Annotated in this window: 19 protein-coding genes; all 19 read right to left on the bottom strand. The window is 35.3% G+C overall.

Going from position 1 to position 22,283, the window contains the following annotated elements; all coding sequences use genetic code 11:
- Positions 1 to 278: 278 nt before the first annotated feature.
- A complete protein-coding gene (locus SOLCA_RS07595; protein ID WP_014679861.1) occupies positions 279 to 779 on the bottom strand; it encodes a hypothetical protein in 501 nt (166 codons plus the stop codon).
- A 423-nt stretch (positions 780 to 1,202) separates the two neighbouring features.
- Positions 1,203 to 1,862 (bottom strand): hypothetical protein, encoded by a 660-nt coding sequence (locus SOLCA_RS07590; protein ID WP_014679860.1) that lies wholly within the window; start codon positions 1,860 to 1,862, stop codon positions 1,203 to 1,205.
- 472 nt (positions 1,863 to 2,334) lie between these two features.
- Positions 2,335 to 2,790, bottom strand: a complete 456-nt coding sequence (locus SOLCA_RS07585) for an immunity 26/phosphotriesterase HocA family protein (protein ID WP_014679859.1) — start codon at positions 2,788 to 2,790, stop codon at positions 2,335 to 2,337.
- 3 nt (positions 2,791 to 2,793) lie between these two features.
- Positions 2,794 to 4,698, bottom strand: a complete 1,905-nt coding sequence (locus tag SOLCA_RS07580) for an RHS repeat domain-containing protein (protein WP_052308564.1) — start codon at positions 4,696 to 4,698, stop codon at positions 2,794 to 2,796.
- 795 nt (positions 4,699 to 5,493) lie between these two features.
- Positions 5,494 to 5,841: a hypothetical protein gene (locus SOLCA_RS07575; RefSeq protein WP_014679857.1), complete on the bottom strand. Its 348-nt coding sequence runs from the start codon at positions 5,839 to 5,841 to the stop codon at positions 5,494 to 5,496.
- A complete protein-coding gene (locus SOLCA_RS07570) occupies positions 5,834 to 6,322 on the bottom strand; it encodes a hypothetical protein (protein WP_014679856.1) in 489 nt (162 codons plus the stop codon). The genes SOLCA_RS07575 and SOLCA_RS07570 overlap by 8 nt, the downstream gene beginning before the upstream one ends.
- 46 nt (positions 6,323 to 6,368) lie before the next feature.
- Positions 6,369 to 6,767, bottom strand: coding sequence for a transposase (locus SOLCA_RS07565; protein ID WP_014679855.1), 399 nt, complete (start codon positions 6,765 to 6,767; stop codon positions 6,369 to 6,371).
- Positions 6,768 to 7,079: 312 nt separating this feature from the next.
- Positions 7,080 to 7,433 carry a hypothetical protein gene (locus SOLCA_RS07560; RefSeq protein WP_014679854.1) on the bottom strand — a complete coding sequence of 118 codons (354 nt, stop codon included), beginning with the start codon at positions 7,431 to 7,433 and terminating at the stop codon, positions 7,080 to 7,082.
- Complete coding sequence (locus tag SOLCA_RS07555; protein ID WP_014679853.1) at positions 7,430 to 9,286, bottom strand: RHS repeat domain-containing protein; 1,857 nt, start codon at positions 9,284 to 9,286, stop codon at positions 7,430 to 7,432. The genes SOLCA_RS07560 and SOLCA_RS07555 overlap by 4 nt, the downstream gene beginning before the upstream one ends.
- A 366-nt stretch (positions 9,287 to 9,652) precedes the next feature.
- Positions 9,653 to 10,045, bottom strand: a complete 393-nt coding sequence (locus SOLCA_RS07550; protein ID WP_014679852.1) for a hypothetical protein — start codon at positions 10,043 to 10,045, stop codon at positions 9,653 to 9,655.
- 11 nt (positions 10,046 to 10,056) lie between these two features.
- Positions 10,057 to 10,233, bottom strand: coding sequence for a hypothetical protein (locus SOLCA_RS23105; RefSeq protein ID WP_014679851.1), 177 nt, complete (start codon positions 10,231 to 10,233; stop codon positions 10,057 to 10,059).
- 209 nt (positions 10,234 to 10,442) lie between these two features.
- Positions 10,443 to 10,922, bottom strand: a complete 480-nt coding sequence (locus SOLCA_RS07545) for a hypothetical protein (protein WP_157604530.1) — start codon at positions 10,920 to 10,922, stop codon at positions 10,443 to 10,445.
- A gap of 527 nt (positions 10,923 to 11,449) precedes the next feature.
- The gene (locus SOLCA_RS07535; RefSeq protein WP_014679848.1) at positions 11,450 to 11,887 is read right to left on the bottom strand and encodes a DUF4304 domain-containing protein; all 438 of its coding nucleotides are present in this window, start codon (positions 11,885 to 11,887) and stop codon (positions 11,450 to 11,452) included.
- Between the two features lie 10 nt (positions 11,888 to 11,897).
- Positions 11,898 to 15,389, bottom strand: coding sequence for a DUF6443 domain-containing protein (locus SOLCA_RS07530; protein ID WP_014679847.1), 3,492 nt, complete (start codon positions 15,387 to 15,389; stop codon positions 11,898 to 11,900).
- 143 nt (positions 15,390 to 15,532) lie between these two features.
- Complete coding sequence (locus SOLCA_RS07525) at positions 15,533 to 19,141, bottom strand: DUF5977 domain-containing protein (RefSeq protein WP_014679846.1); 3,609 nt, start codon at positions 19,139 to 19,141, stop codon at positions 15,533 to 15,535.
- A 451-nt stretch (positions 19,142 to 19,592) separates the two neighbouring features.
- The gene (locus tag SOLCA_RS07520) at positions 19,593 to 19,979 is read right to left on the bottom strand and encodes a VOC family protein (RefSeq protein ID WP_014679845.1); all 387 of its coding nucleotides are present in this window, start codon (positions 19,977 to 19,979) and stop codon (positions 19,593 to 19,595) included.
- 127 nt (positions 19,980 to 20,106) lie between these two features.
- Positions 20,107 to 20,568, bottom strand: coding sequence for a hypothetical protein (locus tag SOLCA_RS07515; protein ID WP_157604529.1), 462 nt, complete (start codon positions 20,566 to 20,568; stop codon positions 20,107 to 20,109).
- A gap of 16 nt (positions 20,569 to 20,584) precedes the next feature.
- Complete coding sequence (locus SOLCA_RS07510) at positions 20,585 to 21,178, bottom strand: TetR/AcrR family transcriptional regulator (protein WP_014679843.1); 594 nt, start codon at positions 21,176 to 21,178, stop codon at positions 20,585 to 20,587.
- Between the two features lie 275 nt (positions 21,179 to 21,453).
- Positions 21,454 to 22,227, bottom strand: a complete 774-nt coding sequence (lpxA, locus tag SOLCA_RS07505; RefSeq protein ID WP_014679842.1) for an acyl-ACP--UDP-N-acetylglucosamine O-acyltransferase — start codon at positions 22,225 to 22,227, stop codon at positions 21,454 to 21,456.
- Positions 22,228 to 22,283: the final 56 nt, after the last annotated feature.

Genomic DNA, 22,283 nt, shown 5'->3' with positions numbered 1-22,283 from the left:
TTTGTATATCGTTCAACCCTAAATTACTAGCGTTGCTATATTCTTTAACAGCCTTTTTGTATGGAGCTTGCAAATGGTAAAATGTCTCTAACTGACAAAATCATTAGACTTAGTCTAGAGCTTTTTGTCGGCCAGAGTCCTCGGTTTTATATTCACTCGAAAGTGACGCTTTAATGCATTCAACAACACCCTTTTCTTAGTCCTCTCTTATAGACAGTCCCTTCCATTAGTAAATTTGAAGTGATCATCGCTACGAATACCTCAAAGAACACAGAAACCTACTTTTTGTAAAAACGTTTAAAATCTTCTTTACATCGATATGGAACCAAACCATAAATACAATGATCCTTATTGCACTTTTTGAAAACAATAAATGTATCATCCTTTTTATAAAAGACATATTGTTTGCTTGGTTCACATTCGTAAATAAATAAAGGAAAGTCTATAGGTCTATAATCAACATATTTAACAACTTCATTCTCTTTGATAAAAAATAAACGTCTTTGCCCACTTGGTACGGTCGAACCATTCCATTGAATTCCAGTAGTACCGTTTATCTCTTCACTAGTAACATACTCATCAAAAACATAAAACTTATCCCATTCAAAATCAGCAATGTTACTTAATGTCAACACTGAATAACCAGACCTATTCTTAGACGAAAGGATAATATGGTTATTTACTGAGCTTTTTAATTTTTCAAGGAGTTTTGTATCTGATCCTGAACAACCAAATAATATACTTATTAAAACGATAACTATTCTTCCCCTTTTTAACATACTTGATTATTTCATAGCCTCCAACGGACTCGGTCCAGTCAAAAGTATTATACCCAACTGCTCACTCTCAAAACTCAACTTTTGGCGTACTGATTGTCCGGCATAATCTCTTGCACTGTCGTATCTATAGTTGTAAAATGATAGAATTATGCCATCGGCCAGACAAAGCCTTCTGTGTTATTTGCAGTTGAAAGTCTCGCTTAGGCTAAGACTTTCAACAACAAGGCGATTCCTCCAATAGGTCTTTCTTTGAAGTTACCAATTAATAAAGATAGGAGTCCTCCGCTTTATTTGCAGTTGAAAGTCTCGCTTAGGCTAAGACTTTCAACAACATTGGGGTTTTGTCTTTATAAAGGTTTGAAAACCTCTTTTTATTCAAACTTTGAAGTGACGCTAATGCTTAACTCTTCAAAGAACAGAGAATTACCAAATAACAAACCAATAAATAACAATTCCCTTTTTATTATTAACACATACCCCCTTTGAGAATCCATTTTTCCAATTTTTAGGCATATGTTCCGAGGGCTTCAGACCTTTCCAATAACTTCCTTGTTTTGAATCCAATATATAAATCGTAAAATCCTTCGTCAAACCACAAGGTGTTTTACTTGAATAAATATCTTCGGACTTTATACCAATGCTGGAATAATCGTCTTTTTCAAAATAAGGAACCGGATAATAATATCGACCATTAATGAAAATATTATTGTAAAACATTTCCATAGTGGGATCATCCCAAATCAGTAACTTAGTTCTAACTGAGATAATATTAGTATCAATGGCATTATATACTGCTTTTGCTTTGGATTTGAAGATAGAATCTATAGAAGTACTTTTTTTATTATTAAAATCATAATACATAAAATAAATGCATTCATTGGTGGTATCTTTAGTTTCAGACATACCATAAACCCCATCTATTTTAGATGGAAAAAAGTTTACTAAATATCTAGGAAAGCTATTTAGTTTTTCGGTATAACTATTTTGAACATCCTTATTAAAATATTTTTTACCACTATCCTTGTTTTTACAGCTTGTGCTCAGTATTACCAAAACTAGTATAACAATTGTCAATTTGTTCATAATCATTAATTAAATAGCTCAATTATATTTGAAATAATGCTTAAGATTAAATTAGCTTTATCTCCTCTTTTCTGATCTCTATATTCTGAGGTAGAGTAATTACTTTGACCAAAAGGTTTGGTTAAAATATAATTGGTAGTTTCAATTTGACTAAAATCTTTATAAGAATTACCTGTTTGTTTTTGACTGAAATTACTTTTTGTATTTAATGCATCAGGCCTTACATAAGTTAAAGCCGATTCTCCTTTTTGCTCTAAGGAATAAACATCGTGCAGTGTTTGCAGGAGATTGAGAACTTAAGCCCTGCTATAAAAGACAAATTGTTCTTTTTGATTGATACCATTCTTAGGGATACCAAAGCGCGTAAAGCCTACGCCCAATAATACAACAAGAGCCACCCCTAACGGATGGCTTTTGTTGTATTATTATGTAGCTTTTCATGTGCGTTATAAACGCATACCAGTAGGGGATTTTATTTCAGAGCGAAAAGCTCCACCCATTTATTATTTCTTCCCTCATAATAATCAATAATTCGTTCTTCCACATGTTCTGGCTCCCAAACGGCTGCTCTCTCTAAACCTACACACTCCTCTTTTGAAGCAGGTCTTATATTTCCATTATCATAAATTTGAAATTTATTAGGATCTAATTTATCCTGAATATACTTAAAGGGTAGTCGTTCCAATTCTTTTTCCAATGGCAAATTAAACACCTTTAACCATCTTCCATTTTTAACTGCAGAATCATACACTGCTACAATAAACAAAATAGGCTTTTGTACAATAATTTCAGGATCTTGTATTTCAATATTAGTTCTGCAATCATAAATCGCAAAAGACGCATCACTTAAAACTCTTCCATAAGTGTGATAACCGTTATTAAGTTCAATTTTTACAATTGAACCAATTGTTCTAGTTTGCTTTTTCATATCTTATAATCCTAACAGCTTCTGTAACGCTTGCATATAGATTTCTTTTTTGGGGTTTTTATCACTAATCCCTTGGATGGCGTTCGAAGATGTTCCTTTTTTTGATTTAGCACCGCCACTATTATCTATCTGTTGTTGCTCTCGGCCTCGTATTGCATTTTTATCAGTTGATGACATATCTAATTCAGCGGGACCGAACCCCTGTTCATTCATGTGATGACTAACGTCTCTTTTAGCTATATTTTCTAAAGGAGTTCCTTCTCCACTTGTTCTTCCAACATATGGAGGCTCTCCCGGAATCGGGGATGCTTTTGTATAAGTTTGGTATGTCTTTGTCCCTTTACCTGCACCCGGCTGTTCCAATCCTGCTCCAGCAACAACAGCCTCTGCTACAGCGATTACTTTATCGCTTGTGCTTGCTTCTGGGGAAGTTACTGTTGCTACTCCATTATCAAGAGCATTCATCCCTAAAGATGTAGCAATAAAGTGTAAGGCGTCCTTGAATGATGCTCCAACTGGATAAAACTCTCTTTCTCCTTCTGTTGAATTTCGTATCAATCCAATTTGATCACCATTACCAATTGGTGTAAATGGTCCTCCTGGTCCCCCAACTGCTGGCGCCATCCCATCGGGATCAATAAAACGTATAGGATTGTCAAAAGCGTAATTGTATGGCGAATGCCTGCGCATCTTGTCTGCCAGCGGATCAATCACATGCCACCTACCCAGCACCGGATCATAGAACCTGGCTCCGTAATCATATTGACTTAAACCTTCCTGCAGTTCTTTACCATTGTACAGGTAACGGTTATTGGAACTGCTGGTAATACCTTTACGCAACCCAAATGCATAATATTCATCCTCCTGAATCACTCGTGCTATACCAGTGGGATCTTTATCCAAACTCACCCTTACATTACCCAAATGATCACTCAGGTTGTACTCATAAATATAAGAACTTACATTAGGGATGGCCCTGCCTTCTTCTGTTTGAATGAAAGCTAAGGTACCACTTTGCTCATAATGTATGCCATCTACATAATCATTATTCTTCCCTCCTTCAATCCGACGAAGCTTGCGTCCCGTCGCGTCGTAAATATACGTAATACTTGGGGTTCCGTTTACTGCCACCGTATTAGGCAGGTTTAAGTAATTATAGGTTAAGGTAATTCCTTTCTTACTATCGGTAAGTAGGTTACCGTTTACATCGTACCCATAGCTGGCTATAATATTGCCCGCTGTGCTTTGCAGCTGATTGCCATTCACGCCGTTCTTTACGTAATCATAAGTGGTATTGCCATAACCTGTTCCTGTCCGGTTAAGGGATAGGATATTCCCCATTACATCATACGTCAGGCTTTCATTCAGCAAGTTACTGGTAGAAACGGCGCTGGTTAAACGGTTCAGTTTATCGTAACTGTACTGGAAGCTTTTGGCTCCGCTGCTTGGCCCAGTATAGTTCATCTCCCCAATATTGCCATTGTATTGTTTGTAGGCTGTTGTAGCATCCTCGTATTTCAGGCTCATGGAGAACTTTGGAGCCGTACTGCTCTTTAACCAGCCACGGATGTTGTAGGCATAATCCACTGCTTGCAGGTATGAGCTGCCATTGTTTTCCGAATGCAGTTGTTTTTTGATCTGCTGGCCCAGTTCATTGTATTTGTAGGAAGCTAACAGCACTTCGCTCCCACTACCGATCTTTTCATAGGCATCGATTCGTCTGCCCATATGATCGTACTCATAACGAGTAGTGATCTCCAGCGGTGCTTTCCCTGAAACGGTATGGGTGCGCTTAGATATTTTAAGCTGTCCCGGAAAATCATAGGTGTTTTCCACCACATCCTGGCCTGAAAGGTAATTGGTGCTCTTGCTTTGAATCACCCTGCCTTCATTATCGTAGAAGTTCACTGTCCATAAATAGGTACTGCCGCCATCCAATACTTTTACCTTGGTTCCGGTCAGTTGAAAGTTTCGCTTAGGGCTAAGACTTTCAACAACAAGGTTGTAAGTATCTGAAGGAATAAAACCAGCAGATCCTATTTGATAATGGTTTTATTGATTGCAGAAAAGATAAATAAAGTCTCTGACTGGGTAAAAGCACAAAATCGTTATCTCAACTATACGATTCAATGCTAATGCTTTATCCCGGTCAGAGACCTCTAATTTATTTGCAGTTGAAAGTCTCGCTTAGGCTAAGACTTTCAACAACATTGGGAAAAAATCAGACTATAAATGTCCGTTTACTTTTTGAGTAAAAATGAGAATTTTAGTGCATTTAAGCCGCTTTCATCTCTAATCTTCAAGTATGCTTGCCTGCTCATTCTACTCCTCTAAGGGGATAGTTTTTGATAGATTTTCATGAAATTTCTTGATTCTGATCAATTAGTGAATTATTAAAGATTTCAAACTTTTGATTAATGATAATTACATAAAACAACAGAACCACACTTTGCATGTGGTTCTGTTCGTCATAATTCTGCTATATCGCAGTCTATTTTACACTTGAAAGTTTTTTAACAGATTATTATTTTACATATTTTACTCCTTCCTCAAAATGCTTTTTTTGAGGTAAATGCATTATCTACTAAAGGCTCCAAAGAAGACTTCAATCAACAGGGTGTTACTTGAAATCAGAAGAGCTACGCTTAACTCATCGAACCACGAAATGTTTCATTTAAAGTCCGAAATGATACTTCGATTTGACTATAACATATCAACCACTTCATCATAAGTTTTAAGCCCTTTAAAACTATAAATGGATTCAATGGTACCTATTTCTGAAAAAAATATACCTTCATTGCCTTTATTCAATATTTCACTTATAGCTATTTGAATAGATTCTTTCCTTAAGTCTCTTACAACTACCATACTATCTGCCCAGAAATAATCGATATTTTCTTTTAACATTAAAGAATTGATATTATCTAATGTAAAGAATGTTGCAAAAAAAACTTTTCCATCCATTTTTATAATTTGAATATCAATATTATCATCAAAAATATTCTTAATTTGATATCCTGTTGGAAATCTTACTTTAAATAATTTATTCATATATACTTAGTATTCTATCAATAACATTTTGTTGATTAGCCTTATTAGAATAACCCACTATTTTATGAGAATACGCATCTGTAATTAAACTGATGTATACGTAGCTGTTTGCTACTTTAAAATACGTGATATCGCTAACCCATAGCTGATTAATACGATTTACGTTCAGGTTCCGAATAAGGTTAGGCCATTTTCTTAGCCAGTGATTTGAAAAAGTGGTCATAAACCGCCTGCGTTTCTTTTTTACCAGTAAGCCATTGGCTGCTAAAAGATCAAACAGGGCATCTCTTCCCATTTTAATCTGATGCTCAAGCAAAAAGGGATGTAATTTTTCATACAGCTTTCTTCCTCCCATAACACGATGATCTTTACGGATAGCTGAAATGGTGGACAAAACAAGGCGTTCTTCAATCCCGCAGGCTTCTTGTTGCCAGCAATGCTGGTAATAAGCCTGACGGGGGTAATGCCAAGTAATCGACATAAACGCACAAGGCTTACCCTGGCGTAATCGTCTTTCATTTCATGGATTACTTGGTATTGGACTTTTTTCGAATGGGAATCTTATACTCCTGTTCGGCAATAGCAATCATTCGCCCATAGGCCTCCGAGCGAAGCTGTTCATCTTCCAGCAAGCGTTCCAGCTCTTTGATGCGCTGTTCTAATGCCTGATTGGTGGCTGATTCCTGTTTGTCTGTCTTTTTTAATGCCAAGGGTGGAATAATAGAAGGTGGCAAATCTCTTGTTTTTTGATGAATATCCAAATACCCTAATTGCTTCATCCATCTTTGAATCCCACTCTTCATTCTGATGTCATATTTTCTCAACAACGACATCTTGCTACTACCAGTGCTTAAATACTCTTCTATCACACTGCGCTTGAATTCCTCGGAATAATGTTGACTTGCTCTTTTCTTTTTTGCTGTCATTTGTTTACTTCTTGTGTAAACTCATTTCAGGACAAGACACTTATTTGCAGTTGAAAGTCTCGCCTAGGCTAAGACTTTCAACAACAAGGCGAGTTGTCGAAAAAAAACGTAATACGTAATTCTGCCCACTGAGATATTCCATATTCAGCTCTTTACGTATTAATTTGATATCCGCCCCTATTTTAACACTAAAATTCTTCTTGCTTTAGCGGAGCTTATATGCTCAAGTAATCATTTGAACTTTGAAGTGGTCCAGATTGGTATCAAGACTAAACACTGCAAAGAACAAATGATCAGTGCTTTAGTACTATATCAGTATTCTATTATAGAATCTGTTATACTTTTCAACATCCAGCTTTTTTTCTTATTTTTTATTGCTTTCCCATAATGGATATATTTCTTGTTTTTGCCATAAATCACAATTTTAAAATTCATAGAGTCTGATTTGGCCTCGTAATCATTGTAGTTAACTTCATAAGATCGATAGCCTCCAATTTTGTCGTTTAGTAAACTATCTTTTTTGAAATCTTCCAATAAAACATCTAAAAAATCCGGCTCCGTAGATTTAATAATAAACTTTGTGACTAATGCAAATGCAACAGCCCCCATGAAAAGAACTAATACTTTCTTAATTAGGGACTTATTTTTCTGTAGGGTTATTTTCATTTTACTTGCTCCATTGTTAATTTCATTTCAACCCCATATATAAATTTCCCTCCGACAGTAAACCCGCTCTCAACCTTACGTTGAACTGTGCCATACCTACTTGTTTCTTTCGAAACCGTAACTCCAAGTTCACCTTCCGTTCCTGTCGTTTTTACAAATTTTTTATAATCTGTGTATTGCATAGACTCATTGTCGTTCCCTAAGCTAAGTATTTTCATGGATTGTCCAAACTCTCCTCCAAATCCACCAACTGTTAATCCCATCTTATTCTCCATCTCTATTCCAGTATTCTTAACCGATGATTTATCCATTATTGTTGCCCCATTTTTTGTTTCTGCAAATCCATGTTTTGTTTCTGATCCTAATTTTCCTTTTTCCAATTTTACTGTTGTTGAAGAAATTTTTATACTCGCTGGACTAAAATCAACATCCGCTACTTTTCCTAGTTTAAATCCTACCTGGGGACCCACCGTCTGTGTAACTTCTAATTTAATAGTAGGAATTTTACTTATTACTTCCTTAGCTTTTTGTACAATGCCAGACAACAATGGCCAATCTCCAGAAGGTGCCCTTCCATCTGGATCAATAAAGCGAATCGGATTATCAAAACAATAGTTATATGGTGAATGCCTACGCATTTTTTCGGCCAATGGATCGATAACATTCCACCTACCCAACACCGGATCATAGAACCGAGCCCCATAATCATATTGATTTAGCTCACTTTGTAATTCCTTACCATTATATAAATACAAGTTACTTGATCCGTTAAACACACTCTTTCTTAACCCAAATGCATAGTATTCATCCTCTTGTAACAATCCTGTTTTATCAAAACTTACTCTTACATTTCCTAAATGGTCGGAAAGATTATATTCATATTTATAACTACCTCCTGTTGAAATGGCTCTTCCTTCTTCAGTCTGAACAAAATCTAATGTTCCATTATCCCTGTACTGAATACCCGCTATATAGTCGGTGTTTTTAGGAACTCCCCCCACTATAACACTCTTACGCAGTTTATTTCCCGCTGCATCGTAAATATAGGTGATATTTTGGGTTCCAGTCACCGTATTAGGCAGGTTTAAGTAATTATAGGTTAAAGTAATTCCTTTCTTACTATCGGTAAGCAAGTTACCGTTTACATCGTACCCATAGCTGGCTATAATATTACCCGCTATGCTTTGCAGCTGATTGCCATTCACGCCATTCTTTACGTAATCATAAGTGGTGTTACCATAACCTGCTCCGGTTCGGTTCAGCGACAAAATATTCCCCATTACATCATAAGTCAGGGTTTCATTCAGCAAGTTACTGGTAGAAACGGCACTGGTTAAACGGTTCAATTTATCATAACTGTACTGGAAGCCTTTGACTCCGCTGGTGGGACCCGTGTAGTTCATCTCTCCAATATTGCCATTGTACTGCTTGTAAGCTGTTGCAGTAGCATCATCGTACTTTAAGCTCATGGAGAACTTTGGAGCCGTACTGCTCTTTAACCAGCCACGGATGTTGTAGGCATAATCCACTGCTTGCAGGTAGGAGCCGCCATTGTTCTCCGAATGCAGTTGTTTTTTAATCTGCTGGCCCAGTTCATTGTATTTGTAGGAAGCTAGTAACACCTCGGTATTACCTGTTCCAATTTGCTCATAGGTATTCAACTTTCTACCCATATGATCGTACTCATAAGGGCTGGTGATCTCCAGCGGTGCTTTCCCTGAAACGGTATGGGTGCGTTTGGATAGTTGGAGCTGTCCCGGAAAATCATAGGTGTTATCCACCACATCCTGGCCCGAAAGGTAATTGGTGCTCTTGCTTTGAATTACCCGGCCTTCATTATCGTAGAAGTTCACCGTCCACAAATAGGTATGCCGCCATCCAATACTTTTACTTTGGTTCCTGTCAGTTGAAAGTTTCGCTTAGGGCTAAGACTTTCAACAACAAGGTTGTAAGTATCTGAAGGAATAAAACCAGCAGATCCTATTTGATAATGGTTTTATTGATTGCAGAAAAGATAAATAAAGTCTCTGACTGGGTAAAAGCACAAAATCGTTATCTCAAATGTACGATTCAATGCAAATGCTTTATCCCGGTCAGAGACCTCTGTTTTATTTTGTTGTTGAAAGTCTCGCTTAGGCTAAGACTTTCAACAACAAGGGAAAGCCACTCTTTGCAGTATACCAAACTAAAATCACGTCGTCGTGATATGTTTTTTGCGTTTAATAATGGTGAATAGGTTGCTTCTTTAAATAAGTATCTCTATAATCTAAAGTAATAACACGACCATTTTTTTTATAAATTTTTACAAAGAAAGATCCTTTTTCTTTTGCTAAAGAATCGCCTATTTCTATTTCAATTTCCCATCTTCTAAAAATCTGATATTTATATCCGTTACTTAACTTCGCTATCTTAATATTATGATTTTGCTTTTCAAAGTATAAAGTATCTACTCTACCAACAAATTCTTTTCTTAAATCATCTTCTTTTTTAAACTCTTCCACAGGTTTGCTAGAACTAACTGACCAGACAAAAAAAATCAGGAGCAATATCGCTGGAATAGAAAAAAGACTATAAAGTATTATTTTATCGGTTTTTTCCAATTTAATTTCCATTATAAATTTACTTAAAATACCCAAGTAGTTCCATAACTATACATTGCTGAAAAACCGTATCCTTTCATTTGACCAAAATCAGGAATAATTCCTGCTTGCCCAATTCTGTATCCACCGGTATTCTTTCCAAAATTTTCAACATTCATTGTTTCTGTTCCTCCAGCATTCAGATCCAAACTTCCTCCCATACTTGCTCCAACACCGATTCCTCCAATAGGTCTTTCTTTGAATTTACCAATTAATAAAGATAGGAGTCCTCCGCTTTATTTGAAGTTGAAAGTCTCACTAGCTAAGACTTTCAACAACACTGGGGTTTTGTCTTTATAAAGGTTTGAAAACCTCTTTTTATTCAAACTTTGAAGTGACGCTAATGCTTAACTCTTCAAAGAACAGAGAATTACCAAATAACAAACCAATAAATAACAATTCCCTTTTTATTATTAACACATACCCCCTTTGAGAATCCATTTTTCCAATCTTTAGGCATATGTTCCGAGGGCTTCAGACCTTTCCAATAGTTTCCTCGTTTTGAATCCAATACATAAATCGTAAAATCCTTCGTCAAACCACAAGGAGTTTTACTTGAATAAATATCTTCGGACTTTATACCAATGCTGGAATAATCGTCTTTTTCAAAATAAGGAACCGGATAATAATATCGACCATTAATGAAAATATTATTGTAAAACATTTCCATAGTGGGATCATCCCAAATCAGTAACTTAGTTCTAACTGAGATAATATTAGTATCAATGGCATTATATACTGCTTTTGCTTTGGAGCTGAAGAGAGAATCTATAGAAGTACTTTTTTTATTATTAAAATCATAATACATAAAATAAATGCATTCATTGGTGGTATCTTTAGTTTCAGACATACCATAAACCCATCTATTTTAGATGGAAAAAAGTTTACTAAATATCTAGGAAAGCTATTTAGTTTTTCGGTATAACTATTTTGAACATCCTTATTAAAATATTTTTTACCACTATCCTTGTTTTTACAGCTTGCGCTCAGTATTACCAAAACTAGTGTAACAATTGTCAAATTGTTCATAATCATTAATTAAGTAGATGAATTATATTTGAAATAATGCTTAAGATTAAATTAGCTTTATCTCCTCTTTTCTGATCTCTATATTCTGAGGTAGAATAATTACTTTGACCAAAACGTTTGGTTAAAATATAATTGGTAGTTTCAATCTGAGACACTTAAGATTACATACAATAAAGTCTCTGACTGGGTAAAAGCACAAAATCGTTATCTCAACTATACGATTCAATGCTAATGCTTTATCCCGGTCAGAGACCTCGGTTTTATTTGCTGTTGAAAGTCTCGCTTAGGCTAAGACTGCCAACAACAAAGGGTACGATTCATTAATAATGCTATATTCCGGAAACTCGTTTATTCAAGTTTTAACAATTGTTTTGCGGCCAACTTAGTTTGATATAACATTATTGAATTTTCTTGTAAAAGAAGCTTCAATTTTTCTATTGAAGTAATTTCAAGAACATAATGTTTAATATTCTCGTCTATGGCATTAATTAACATATCAACAGTTAACTTATCCAGGTTAAAAGAATCAACTTTTTTACCTTCTAATTCCACGCTAAATCTCGCTCTGACATCCCCATCAACATCTCTCGGTGTTAAAAGATTTGAATTTAGTTCAGAAATAACATATCCTATATTAATGTAATAGTCATTGGAAAAATTGGATTTTTGAAATCCAACCACAATTGCTAAATCTTTAAAAAAAAGATAATAATAACTGCCTTTTTTCGAAAAACCTTTTCCAATGAGAAAATTAGCAACAGTTTTTTTGAATATTTTTGAATCCATTATATTAATTTTAATATGTATCTAAAATTGTTTTGAAACCTTTTCCGTAAATGCTTTCCACTTCTTGCAGATACATTGCTAGTTGCTTGTATCCTTCCTTTATGGCTCTTGGATTATTGGGTTTGAGTTCATAAATAATTTTATTTTCGAAGTCAATGAAATCTATGCGTTTTCCACTTGGTAACCTAAATTCTTTTATTCGTACTCCTTCCAAAACATCTGCTGCTTTGTATGCTTTATGCATTAATTGTCCTAAGCGGTTAGCTACGGTGCTTCCCGTCTTAGCGGCAACTGGAATACTTTCTCTTATACCTGCTGCTGATAACGTGCGCGAATATCCACCACCACCTCCCATATACAGCATTGACAACTCAACGCTTCCATAAATAAAATACTCTGATGCAATCAATGCATCTCTTTGAGAATTTATCTGATCCTTGAAGGATTGCCAGCTACTTTGATAATTGCGATTATCTGGTTGCAACGGCATGGAGCTACTATAATTTCCATCGCCCCCTAAGTTATACTCAAAACTACCCCCTTCTCCTTCATTCTGTTGAGATGCAGTTGAAAGTGCCTTATTGAAGCTGGCTTTATTCCCTTTACCCGCTGCAATCTGCTGAATAGCCCCCAAATAATAATATACATCATCGCCTGTAATTGTGTATCGATCTCCATTGTCAACTACGCGCATTCCATCCGGATCGATATTACTAATTGGATTATTAACTACATAATTATATGGAGATATATTGTTATAACTTTCTGCCAGCAGGTCCACTACATTCCACCTACCTAATATCGGATTATAGAACCTTGCGCCGTAATCATACTCACCCAACTCACTTTGTAATTCCTTACCATTATATAAATATAAGTTGCTTGATCCATTAAATACACTTTTTCTTAACCCAAATGCATAATATTCATCTTCTTGTAATAATCCTGTTTTATCAAAACATACTCTTATATTTCCTAAATGGTCGGAAAGATTATATTCATATTTAAAACTACCTCCTGTTGAAATGGCTCTTCCTTCTTCAGTCTGAACAAAATCCAATGTTCCATTATCCCTGTACTGAATACCTGCTACGTAATCAGTGTTTTTTGGACCTCCCTCCGCTATAATAGTTTTACGTAGTTTATTACCTGCAGCGTCGTAAATATACGTAACATTTGGGGTTCCGTTTACAGCCACTGTTTTAGGCAGATTTAAATAATTATAGGTTAAGGCAATTGCTTTCTTACTATCGGTAAGTAGGTTACCGTTTACATCATAACTGTAGTTAGATTCAATATTACCCGCTGTGCTTTGCAGTTGGTTACTATTAACACCATTCTTTACGTAATCATAAGTGGTGTTACCATAACCTGCTCCGGTTCGGTTCAGCGACAGAATATTCCCCATTACATCATAAGTCAGGCTTTCATTCAGCAAGTTACTGGTCGAAACGGCACTGGTTAAACGGTTCAATTTATCATAACTGTACTGGAAGCCTTTGACTCCGCTGGTGGGACCCGTGTAGTTCATCTCTCCAATATTGCCATTGTACTGCTTGTAAGCTGTTGCAGTAGCATCATCGTACTTTAAGCTCATGGAAAACTGCGGAGCAGTAGTGCTCTTCAACCAACCGCGAATGTTATAGGCGTAATCCACTGCTTGCAAATATGAACTTCCATTATTCTCCGAATGGAGTTGTTTTTTAATCTGTTGACCCAATTCATTGTATTTGTAGGAAGCCAGTAACACTTCACTCGCATTACCGATCTTTTCATAAGTATCGATTTGTCTGCCCATGTGATCATACTCATAACGAGTGGTGATCTCCAGCGGTGCTTTGCCTGAAACGGTATGGATGCGCTTGGATATTTTAAGCTGTCCCGGAAAATCATAGGTGTTATCCACCACATCCTGGCCTGAAAGGTAATTGGTGCTCTTGCTTTGAATCACCCGGCCTTCATTATCGTAGAAGTTCACCGTCCACAAATAGGTACTGCCGCCATCCAATACTTTCACCTTGGTTCCCGTCAAAAGGCTCCTGGTCATCAGGCTTTGACCTCCGGTCGGCGCGCCAAAAGGATTACCGGGAAAGGCATAGTTATCGTAATAGATAACAGTATAAGTATCTGAAATAGATATTGGAAAACTGTTATTGGAATAATCGCCTGCCGTGCGGGTTTCCCATAAATTGGCTGGATCTTGGCCATCCACCTGGGTTTGCAGGTCCAATCGCTTGACATTGCTGGTCAGCACGGCAATATTACCTCCGTCTTTGTACAAACCGGTCATTATGACTCTACCCAATGCATCGTACTTGGTAAACAGCCATTCATCAGCCGCTTTAGCTCGTTGAACGGCATCCTGGGTCAATACCACCTGATCCAGCTTGTTGTACACAATGAATTCCCAGCCTTTGGCAGGAATTTTCTTTTCCACCATCCGCTGACGACCATCGTAATGATAGGCATAGATCAGTTCATTGAAGGTGGCGTCGTTTTCCGTGATGGTAGTGGCTGTTACTGCCGGAGGAATGACGTACCGTAGATTACCAAAATCATCGTACACATATTGAGTTGATAATGCTGTACCTGCATCATCAAGGATGCGCTTAAGTACTACTCTACCCTCTTTGTCCTTGAACTCTTCTGTTGTACCTTTTGTTCCATCGGCCGCAATCCAGTTTTCATCTTTAAGAGTAGTTTTATACAACTGATTGGCTTCATAGAAAGTTGCAGTAGCTCCGGTTCCGTCGGCTTTCAGCGTCCACAGTTTTACTTCATTGGCTACATTGGTGCCGTATTCTGTTTTTATCGTATGCCCAGATTCGCTAATACCAGCATTTAGTAACTGCCAGGCTTCTCCTACTGCTCCTTGTTGTTCTACTCGATTTAAAGGCGAGGCTTCAAACTTGGTTTCTGCGAAAGGGTAAGCAGTTGATGCATAATTCTGATTCGTAAGGCTATAAAATTTGCTTACTCCAGCCTCAGGAGTTAAGGCATCGGTCTTATAGCTTCCGTTAGAGCCTCCTACATATAGCAGATACTTTTTAGCTTCCCTGCCAAACGCATCGTACTCAAACGGCTGGACAATGTCGTTCAACAAGGGACTGCCCTTGGTTTGTACCGTTTGCAACGGCCGACCCAATCCGTCAAAATATTGGATGGTCTGGCTGATCTCACAAGTGTTGCGGTTGACAAGACCTGCTTCATCTATAATGCCCGGCACTTTAATAGTGTTGGTAAGAATGTAATTCTGATTTGTGCTCGGTGCTGCAGCTAAAGGTGTACAGTAAGCAGCTGCTCCACTGATGTAAATCCTTACATTACTGCCTGACGGAATGCTTACTCCGGGTAATAAAGTAACACTTTGGGTAGCCATAATTTCCGACTGTCCGGAATAAGTGGATAAACTCACGCTAGCCTGCTGGGCAAATACGCTTGCACAAATTATGCTCAGGAAAACCACCAACAGTAGCATCCTTTTATTAAAAAGCTGTATCATTCGTTTTTAGGTAAATGTTTGGGGTTTTGGTAATGATATCCATTGTTTTTTTAGGATATTTCTGCTTTGTTCCTTGGTTGATTTCAAACAACATTATTTGAAATCAACTACAAGATGATTTTAGATAAATAAAGGTTAAATGTTTAACTACAAGGCTTTAAACTTTCATCAACAAAAGTTTCACTTTTTGAGCCATCGCTGAATGAAAAATAATATGTGCACTTATATTTTTTTATCGAAGAATCATAAACAGATGATACAACAACCCTCACTCCCATTTCACAATTACCATTAATTATTTTCCTAGAAATTCCAGAGCAATCACAACTTCCAAAGTAATTTGCATTTTGCTGTCCATTTGCTGCTATATCTGCTAACGCTTGCGAGTTAGCATCTTCCTGAGAAATAAAAGATTGATATTTGCCCTCTGAAACTTTGTATTCTATTCTTGATCCCGTATAATTGGACCCACAATCATTTTTTGTGAAAAATTGAGAAATTTTAGTGTTATAAAAAACTACTCCTGGTTCATTTACTTTATAATGATAAGAGAAAGACTTGATCAAATCTCCTTGATGATTGTTCATAGCTTGAAGTCTGAATAACTCATCGTAACGATAGTAATTAATTAATCCTTTCGAATCGTTATTTGACATCATCCCTAACAATGGTTTATAGAAAAAAGTAGTCATTTGAGCATCAAAAGAATGCAAACGTAACTCGTCAATATCTCCATTACCTTTAATACTAACTTTATTGACACCAGTTACTGTATGTTCAAAATAATTCCATCCTCTGCTATTTTTCTTAATAGCCGGTGAACCTATAATTCCGTTAATAAAAAAAGGTGTTTGATTTCTTGACCAATAGGATATTGCATAAACTTTATTAATATCCAATCCAGTCCTACTAAGCCCTTCTATATTGGCCTCATTAAGCTTAAAAGAATATTCACCCATAATGGCAATTGTGTCTTTATTAGCTTCACCTGAGTAAATCCAATTACCTTTAAACCCTGGTTCAAAACTTGTATAATCTGCGTCAGACAATTGAGAATTATTTACAATAACAACAGGATTGGAATATCTCTTGTCCCACATTAAACTACTTCGGCTTCCATTGTTCTTTTTTTGTTGAGTTATATTTCCATTACTGTCGTATAATTCATAATGAACAGCTTCCTGGTACCTTAAATCTTTTATGACTTTTCCTGCTATTGTTTTGGAAGACTGGAAATCTATTAATGGTCTGTCCAGGTCAATTATAAATGATTTATCCAATAATGGCAAAGAAGATTTGTATTGCAAAAATGTCGATGACAATAACTTTTCCTCATTAGTCAAACCTTTATTAAAAACACTCTGTTCAATCAGAGAATTGTAGACATGGTTATTAAGAAGTGTTTTTATTCCATCTGTTAATTCATCTCCGCTAGATAGATCAACAAAATCTTGTGGGTATTTATTTTGAGTTATTATTGACTCATTTTTACTTGTTGTTTTTGTAATACGTGTGGGTAATTGATGTAAAGCATTCTCATAATCAAAATTTTGAACTGTGGTAATTGGAGTTTGATTAGTAAAGCTAGAATCAATTACACTAGTTTTCTCTACACGACCAGTTAACGGATAGTAAGTATGCACTCGAAAATCAATTGTGGAAATGCAAATGCCTCCACCTCTTGGATCTTGTTTCATATATGATTTCAAGGCAACTTTAACACCTTTAAAATATTCTTTTTTTGTATCACTTATAGAGTTTACATAGTGTTTATATGTATTGACTATTTTTTTAACTTTTTGACCTTCAGAATTATAAATTGTTTCGCTCTTTAATAATCCTAAACTCCAATCGGGAAAGACTAACGGTTTATATGGAAAATTAGGAATAAATCTAGGAAAGCTAATTGCTGATAAATCATTCACAGATGTAAATCGTCTCTCAATTTTCCCATTCAATTGATTACTTGTATTTATTATATTTTCTTCAACTTGTTCATAAAATATTGGACTTCCTAAAAAAGTACTTAAATTGTAAATCGATGAACTATTAATAATTGTAAAATTAGCAGTAATAGAAGTACTAGTTTCGCCAAAACAATTTCCACTTCCATTCTCCTGATAACTATAATCATCAGAATAATTTGGTTGTACCATTAGTACTCCAGAAGATGTGCCATCGCTATACGTATAATTATAAGTTCTAACTAAATCATTAGCATGATTTACTCCATCATATTGGGTAATTTTCTTTACTCTTAATCCGCCTGCATATCTTTTGACTGCATTTGGATTCTCTTGCACTGTAATACCCATTTTAGTATCATTAGCTTCTAATTCAAATTCTGTATATCCACCAGTAGGGTATATTATTTTCTTTAAGGATCCATACCTAATAAATTCAGGATTAACTCTTCTGTCTGCATTTACTATATTAAAAGCATTAGGCATTGTCATCCCATATAAGTTCGGCACTAATGATTTATTATTTATTGCCCCGTTATAATATCCCCAATGATCTTGTGCAAGAGAAAGAGAAGAAGGTAATTCATCAATATTATAATATTCAAACTGATAAGGATTTTCAGAGCCTTTATTAGTTGACTTTCGAACTTCTTTTAATATCATTCTGATAGATGCCTTTTGATCATCTGTGTTAGTACCGCACTCACCTGTTAAAGAGTTCTTAGGAAAATAATCCTGAATCAAATTATAAAAAACCGTATTTTCTTGAGATCTAACCATAATAGATGAGACCGCTTTATCGCCATTTATATCACATCGATTCGTTTCGGCAAATAATACCTTTACAGTAACTTCATTGGGAAATTCAATTTCCTCTAAAACAGGTACGGTCATTGAAGTATAATCATAATTATTATTGTCATTTATTTTTGACAAAATTTCGGATCTCCTCTGATTATTGAAATCAAAAAATATTGTACGGTCTTTAACAAAGGCATATGATTGACTTATCCTTTTATATTTAAAAAGAATTGAATCGGTTTGGAGCACTGAGCTTATTTTTGTCAGATACCATGATTTAGTTGTAAATCGTGCATCAACTGAAATATTGTCTTTTTCAGAATAATAATACTTTGTTCCATTCTCATCGGTAATACTAAATCCACTTATAACTCCACCTGCGTTTTTAATACATTGAATATCTAAATTTTGCTGAGGGAAGAGAAACACTTCATTGTTCTTTCCTATAACAAACTTTCCGCTACGTCCATTAAAGGAAAATGAAAAAACATCTGGTTCAGAATCTTCAAGCCCTTTATTATATTTATACAATTTATTACTTTCACAATCCACATCACATTGAACATTATTATAATAGTCTGCTATTAGTGGTAAAGACCAATATCCTCCCACATCATCATCTCTTCCCATAGCAGTCCTGGTTATCACTCCTCCTGTATTTAAAGACCAACCTAAGCCAATATTACTTGATTTTTCTCCAACCTTTACTCCTCCTGCATGATAGTCAAGTGAAACATTAACAGTAATATTACCATTATTTGATTGATACTGATAGATTGGAATGTTTATCTGTGGAATACCCGTAGCGTACGTAATAGGTATATTCGTAAATTTTTCAAATGACGCTACATTGGGCGGATTAGGAATATTATTAAACAATGTCCCTAAAGGGTTTTCGTTATTTTGTCCATTAACACTATAATTAATAAATAATATAGTGACTCCGATAATTAATTTAACTGTTCTTATAAATTTGGTTGCTTTCATTCTCATCCAAGGGATTGATTTGTTTAGATTAAATAATTGATAGATGTATTAATTAAAAAAGTTCATAGTTATTTTCCCTAATGCAAATTAAGGCCAGAAAAGAATTGAATCTTTATTTTCAACGTATATAGATTGAAATAGTTAATTGAATTCTTAGCAGATCAAATTTGATCATTTATCATAGACAATGGTAAACTGTAAAGCAAAAATGTTAATTATTAAGTAAATAAGAAAATTTAAAAATTTAAACTTATTAACATTTGTCAATAGTTAAAGAATAGATTATACCTGCAAATAACCACTATTCACAATCTCTAAAAAACAAAAAAGCTCAACCATTTTCATGATTGAGCTTTTTACTTGCATTAGGTTGGCAGAATCTTCAACAATACTTTATTGTAGTTGTAGTCCCCGTTTGATTCATATCATATCTATGCTTCCAGATTATCCCTCAATACAATTCTTCTGCGAATGCCACAATATGGCCATCAGGATCGGCGAAATAACAAGCCTTATGTCCCCAATCTCTAAACGAAATATCACTTACCAGTATAGCATTTAATTGTTTTGCTCTTTCATAATAAGGAAGAAGGTCGTCTACCACAAGATAGATTTCACAACGAGGGATTCCATTGCCGTTTGCCGGATGTGGCACTTTTTCACTTATAATTTTTGCAATACCATTTTCTGGCATTATTCCCAGTTTTAAGGATGGAGCCAATTCAAACTCTGTCATTCCGGGTACCTCCAATAAAGGTTCTTGGTCTAAAAGTGTACGGTAAAAATCGGTACTCCTATTTTGATCAGCGACATATAAGATAAATTGAAAAAGCTTCATTAGTTAAGATTAAATAGGTTTTAAAAGCACAAAAAGAGTATTCTTCAACTTACTACCCAGGTATATGACTGACTAAAACCTCTCCTTAAGAGTCAAACAGCAATTTTATATATGTAATGAATTATTTTTATTGAAAATACTCATGATAAGTCTTATAGGATTCCAATAATTGAGAAATGATAGCATTGGAGTCTTTTTCATTTTCTGCTTTTTCCAATTTAGTTACCAATTCCAGGTGTGGGTGCAACCATTTGTGTAACTCATCATGACTTTTACCGCTCATTGTACAACTTTTTATCAATCCGTTATTTTGCAGTTTCAGTTTTTCTGCAAGCGATTTGTAATCTGTATTATTTTCTGATTGGTAGTGTTTAACCAGGTCCTCACCTGCTAAAACAAAAGGTTTCATTTCTTCATTAACGATCCATTTTGTCCCTCCATCAAGTGCTATCTTCAGCGCATTAGATTGACTAGTTGAATCATGATTGTGCGATGAAGCCTGTTCATTTGCTGTATCTTTCGTTTTCGTTCCATTATTGCAGCTTAGCATAAAAAGGCTGCTCAAAGCAATTAAGAGTACATTTTTCATATTCATAATTAGTAGTTTATTTATTGTTTTCAATCATTTTCAATATTGCAGCTAATACTTCTGTTCCCTCTTTTACCAGATCTGACTTGTGTCCCGACTGCTTCCATTTTAGTACCGTTAGTCGTATACTCCCTAAAATAATGGTAGTCAGTGTTGAAGCATTAATCAGCTTACTATAACTACTGGCTTTTTGTCCGGATTCGATATTGCGGTTGATATGCCCTTGCATTAGTTCCATAATTTCTGCTACTTTTTTGCTCAAGTCATCATCAAAATGAAAGATACTTTCTGAGAAAATAACGCTAACAATAGCAGGTTTTTTTATTAATGTATTTAACTGGGAGTCAAATATCGCTCTTAACTCCTCTCCTGCCGTTTGATGAGGTTTAGCAATGACAAGGGCAATTCTGGTTTTCATCTCAGCAATAAAATAGGTCAACAACCCGAGTAAAATGTCATTTTTACTATTAAAGTGCCGATATAAAGCAGGTTCCGACAGTCCAATATCGGAAGCAAGGTTTTTGATAGTTAAACTTTGGATACCAAACTTATCAATTCGAACAGAGGCTGCTTCCATAATCTCTACCTGTCTTTCCGTAAATGTGTTCATAAAAACGCTCCGTTAAAACTTTAAGTTAGTTAGTATTCACTAACAAAGATAAACTATCTTTTTACTTTAATCAATCTTTTAGTTAAAAAATCCCTTTATAAGTTGACTTATCCTCGTCAGAAATTTGATTGTTTTGATTTTAGAGGTAGGTAAAAATGAAGAACCTTCTAAATCATATAATTCAGAAGGTTTACATTGCTTATAAAGCCTGTAATAAGAATTTGGAAGATTTCCTCATCCCCAAAAGTTGAATAACTGTTTTAGCTATTACTATTTTATTCATCACGCCCTTTTATAATTCCTCTTGTAGATTGCTTTATAAATTGAATAATTATATCTCGTTCTTTTGTTGGTTTGAAGTTGTTTTCTATTAACCCTAAAGCAAGTGTAGTGTTCCTGTTCTCCTGAAAAATAATTCGATAAATTTCTTTTAGCTCATTGATTTTCTCCGACTCAAATTTTCTCCTTTTTAAACCTATTGTATTTAGTCCCACATAACTCAATGGTTCTCGAGCTGCCATTACATAAGGAGGAACATCTTTAACAACACGACTAATGCCGCTAATCATACTATGCTCTCCAATAACCGAAAACTGATGTATGGCTGTTAATCCACTTATATTAATCCAATTGCCCACTATTACTTCGCCAGCCATTCCAACACTAAATCCTATAATCGTGTTATCACCTATTACACAATCATGTCCAATATGTGCATTGGCCATAACCAAATTGTTATCCCCTATAATGGTCTTATGTTTTGATATAGTTCCTTTATTTATGGTTACAAACTCTCGAATAATATTGTTATTGCCGATTTCTAATGTCGTATCCTCGCCATTATACTTTAAATCCTGCGGAATTCCTGACAATACAGCTCCGGAATGTATCTGACAATTTTCGCCGATTTTAGCGCCATCAAGAATATTAACATTATTGCCAATCCACGTATTATCTCCAATGACTACATCATTTTCGATAGTTGTAAAATTGCCAATATGTACATTTTTACCTATAAAAGCTTTTTTCCCGATTACTGTATTTTTCACTTTTGCATTTGTTTAAACTGATGGCAAAAGTTGACAAAATACAAGTGATTTTTATT

This window comes from Solitalea canadensis DSM 3403, from assembly GCF_000242635.2.
Taxonomy (GTDB): Bacteria; Bacteroidota; Bacteroidia; order Sphingobacteriales; family Sphingobacteriaceae; genus Solitalea; species Solitalea canadensis.
The sequence above is the reverse complement of the archived record's forward strand: the minus strand, read 5'-3'. Positions and strand labels throughout refer to the sequence as shown.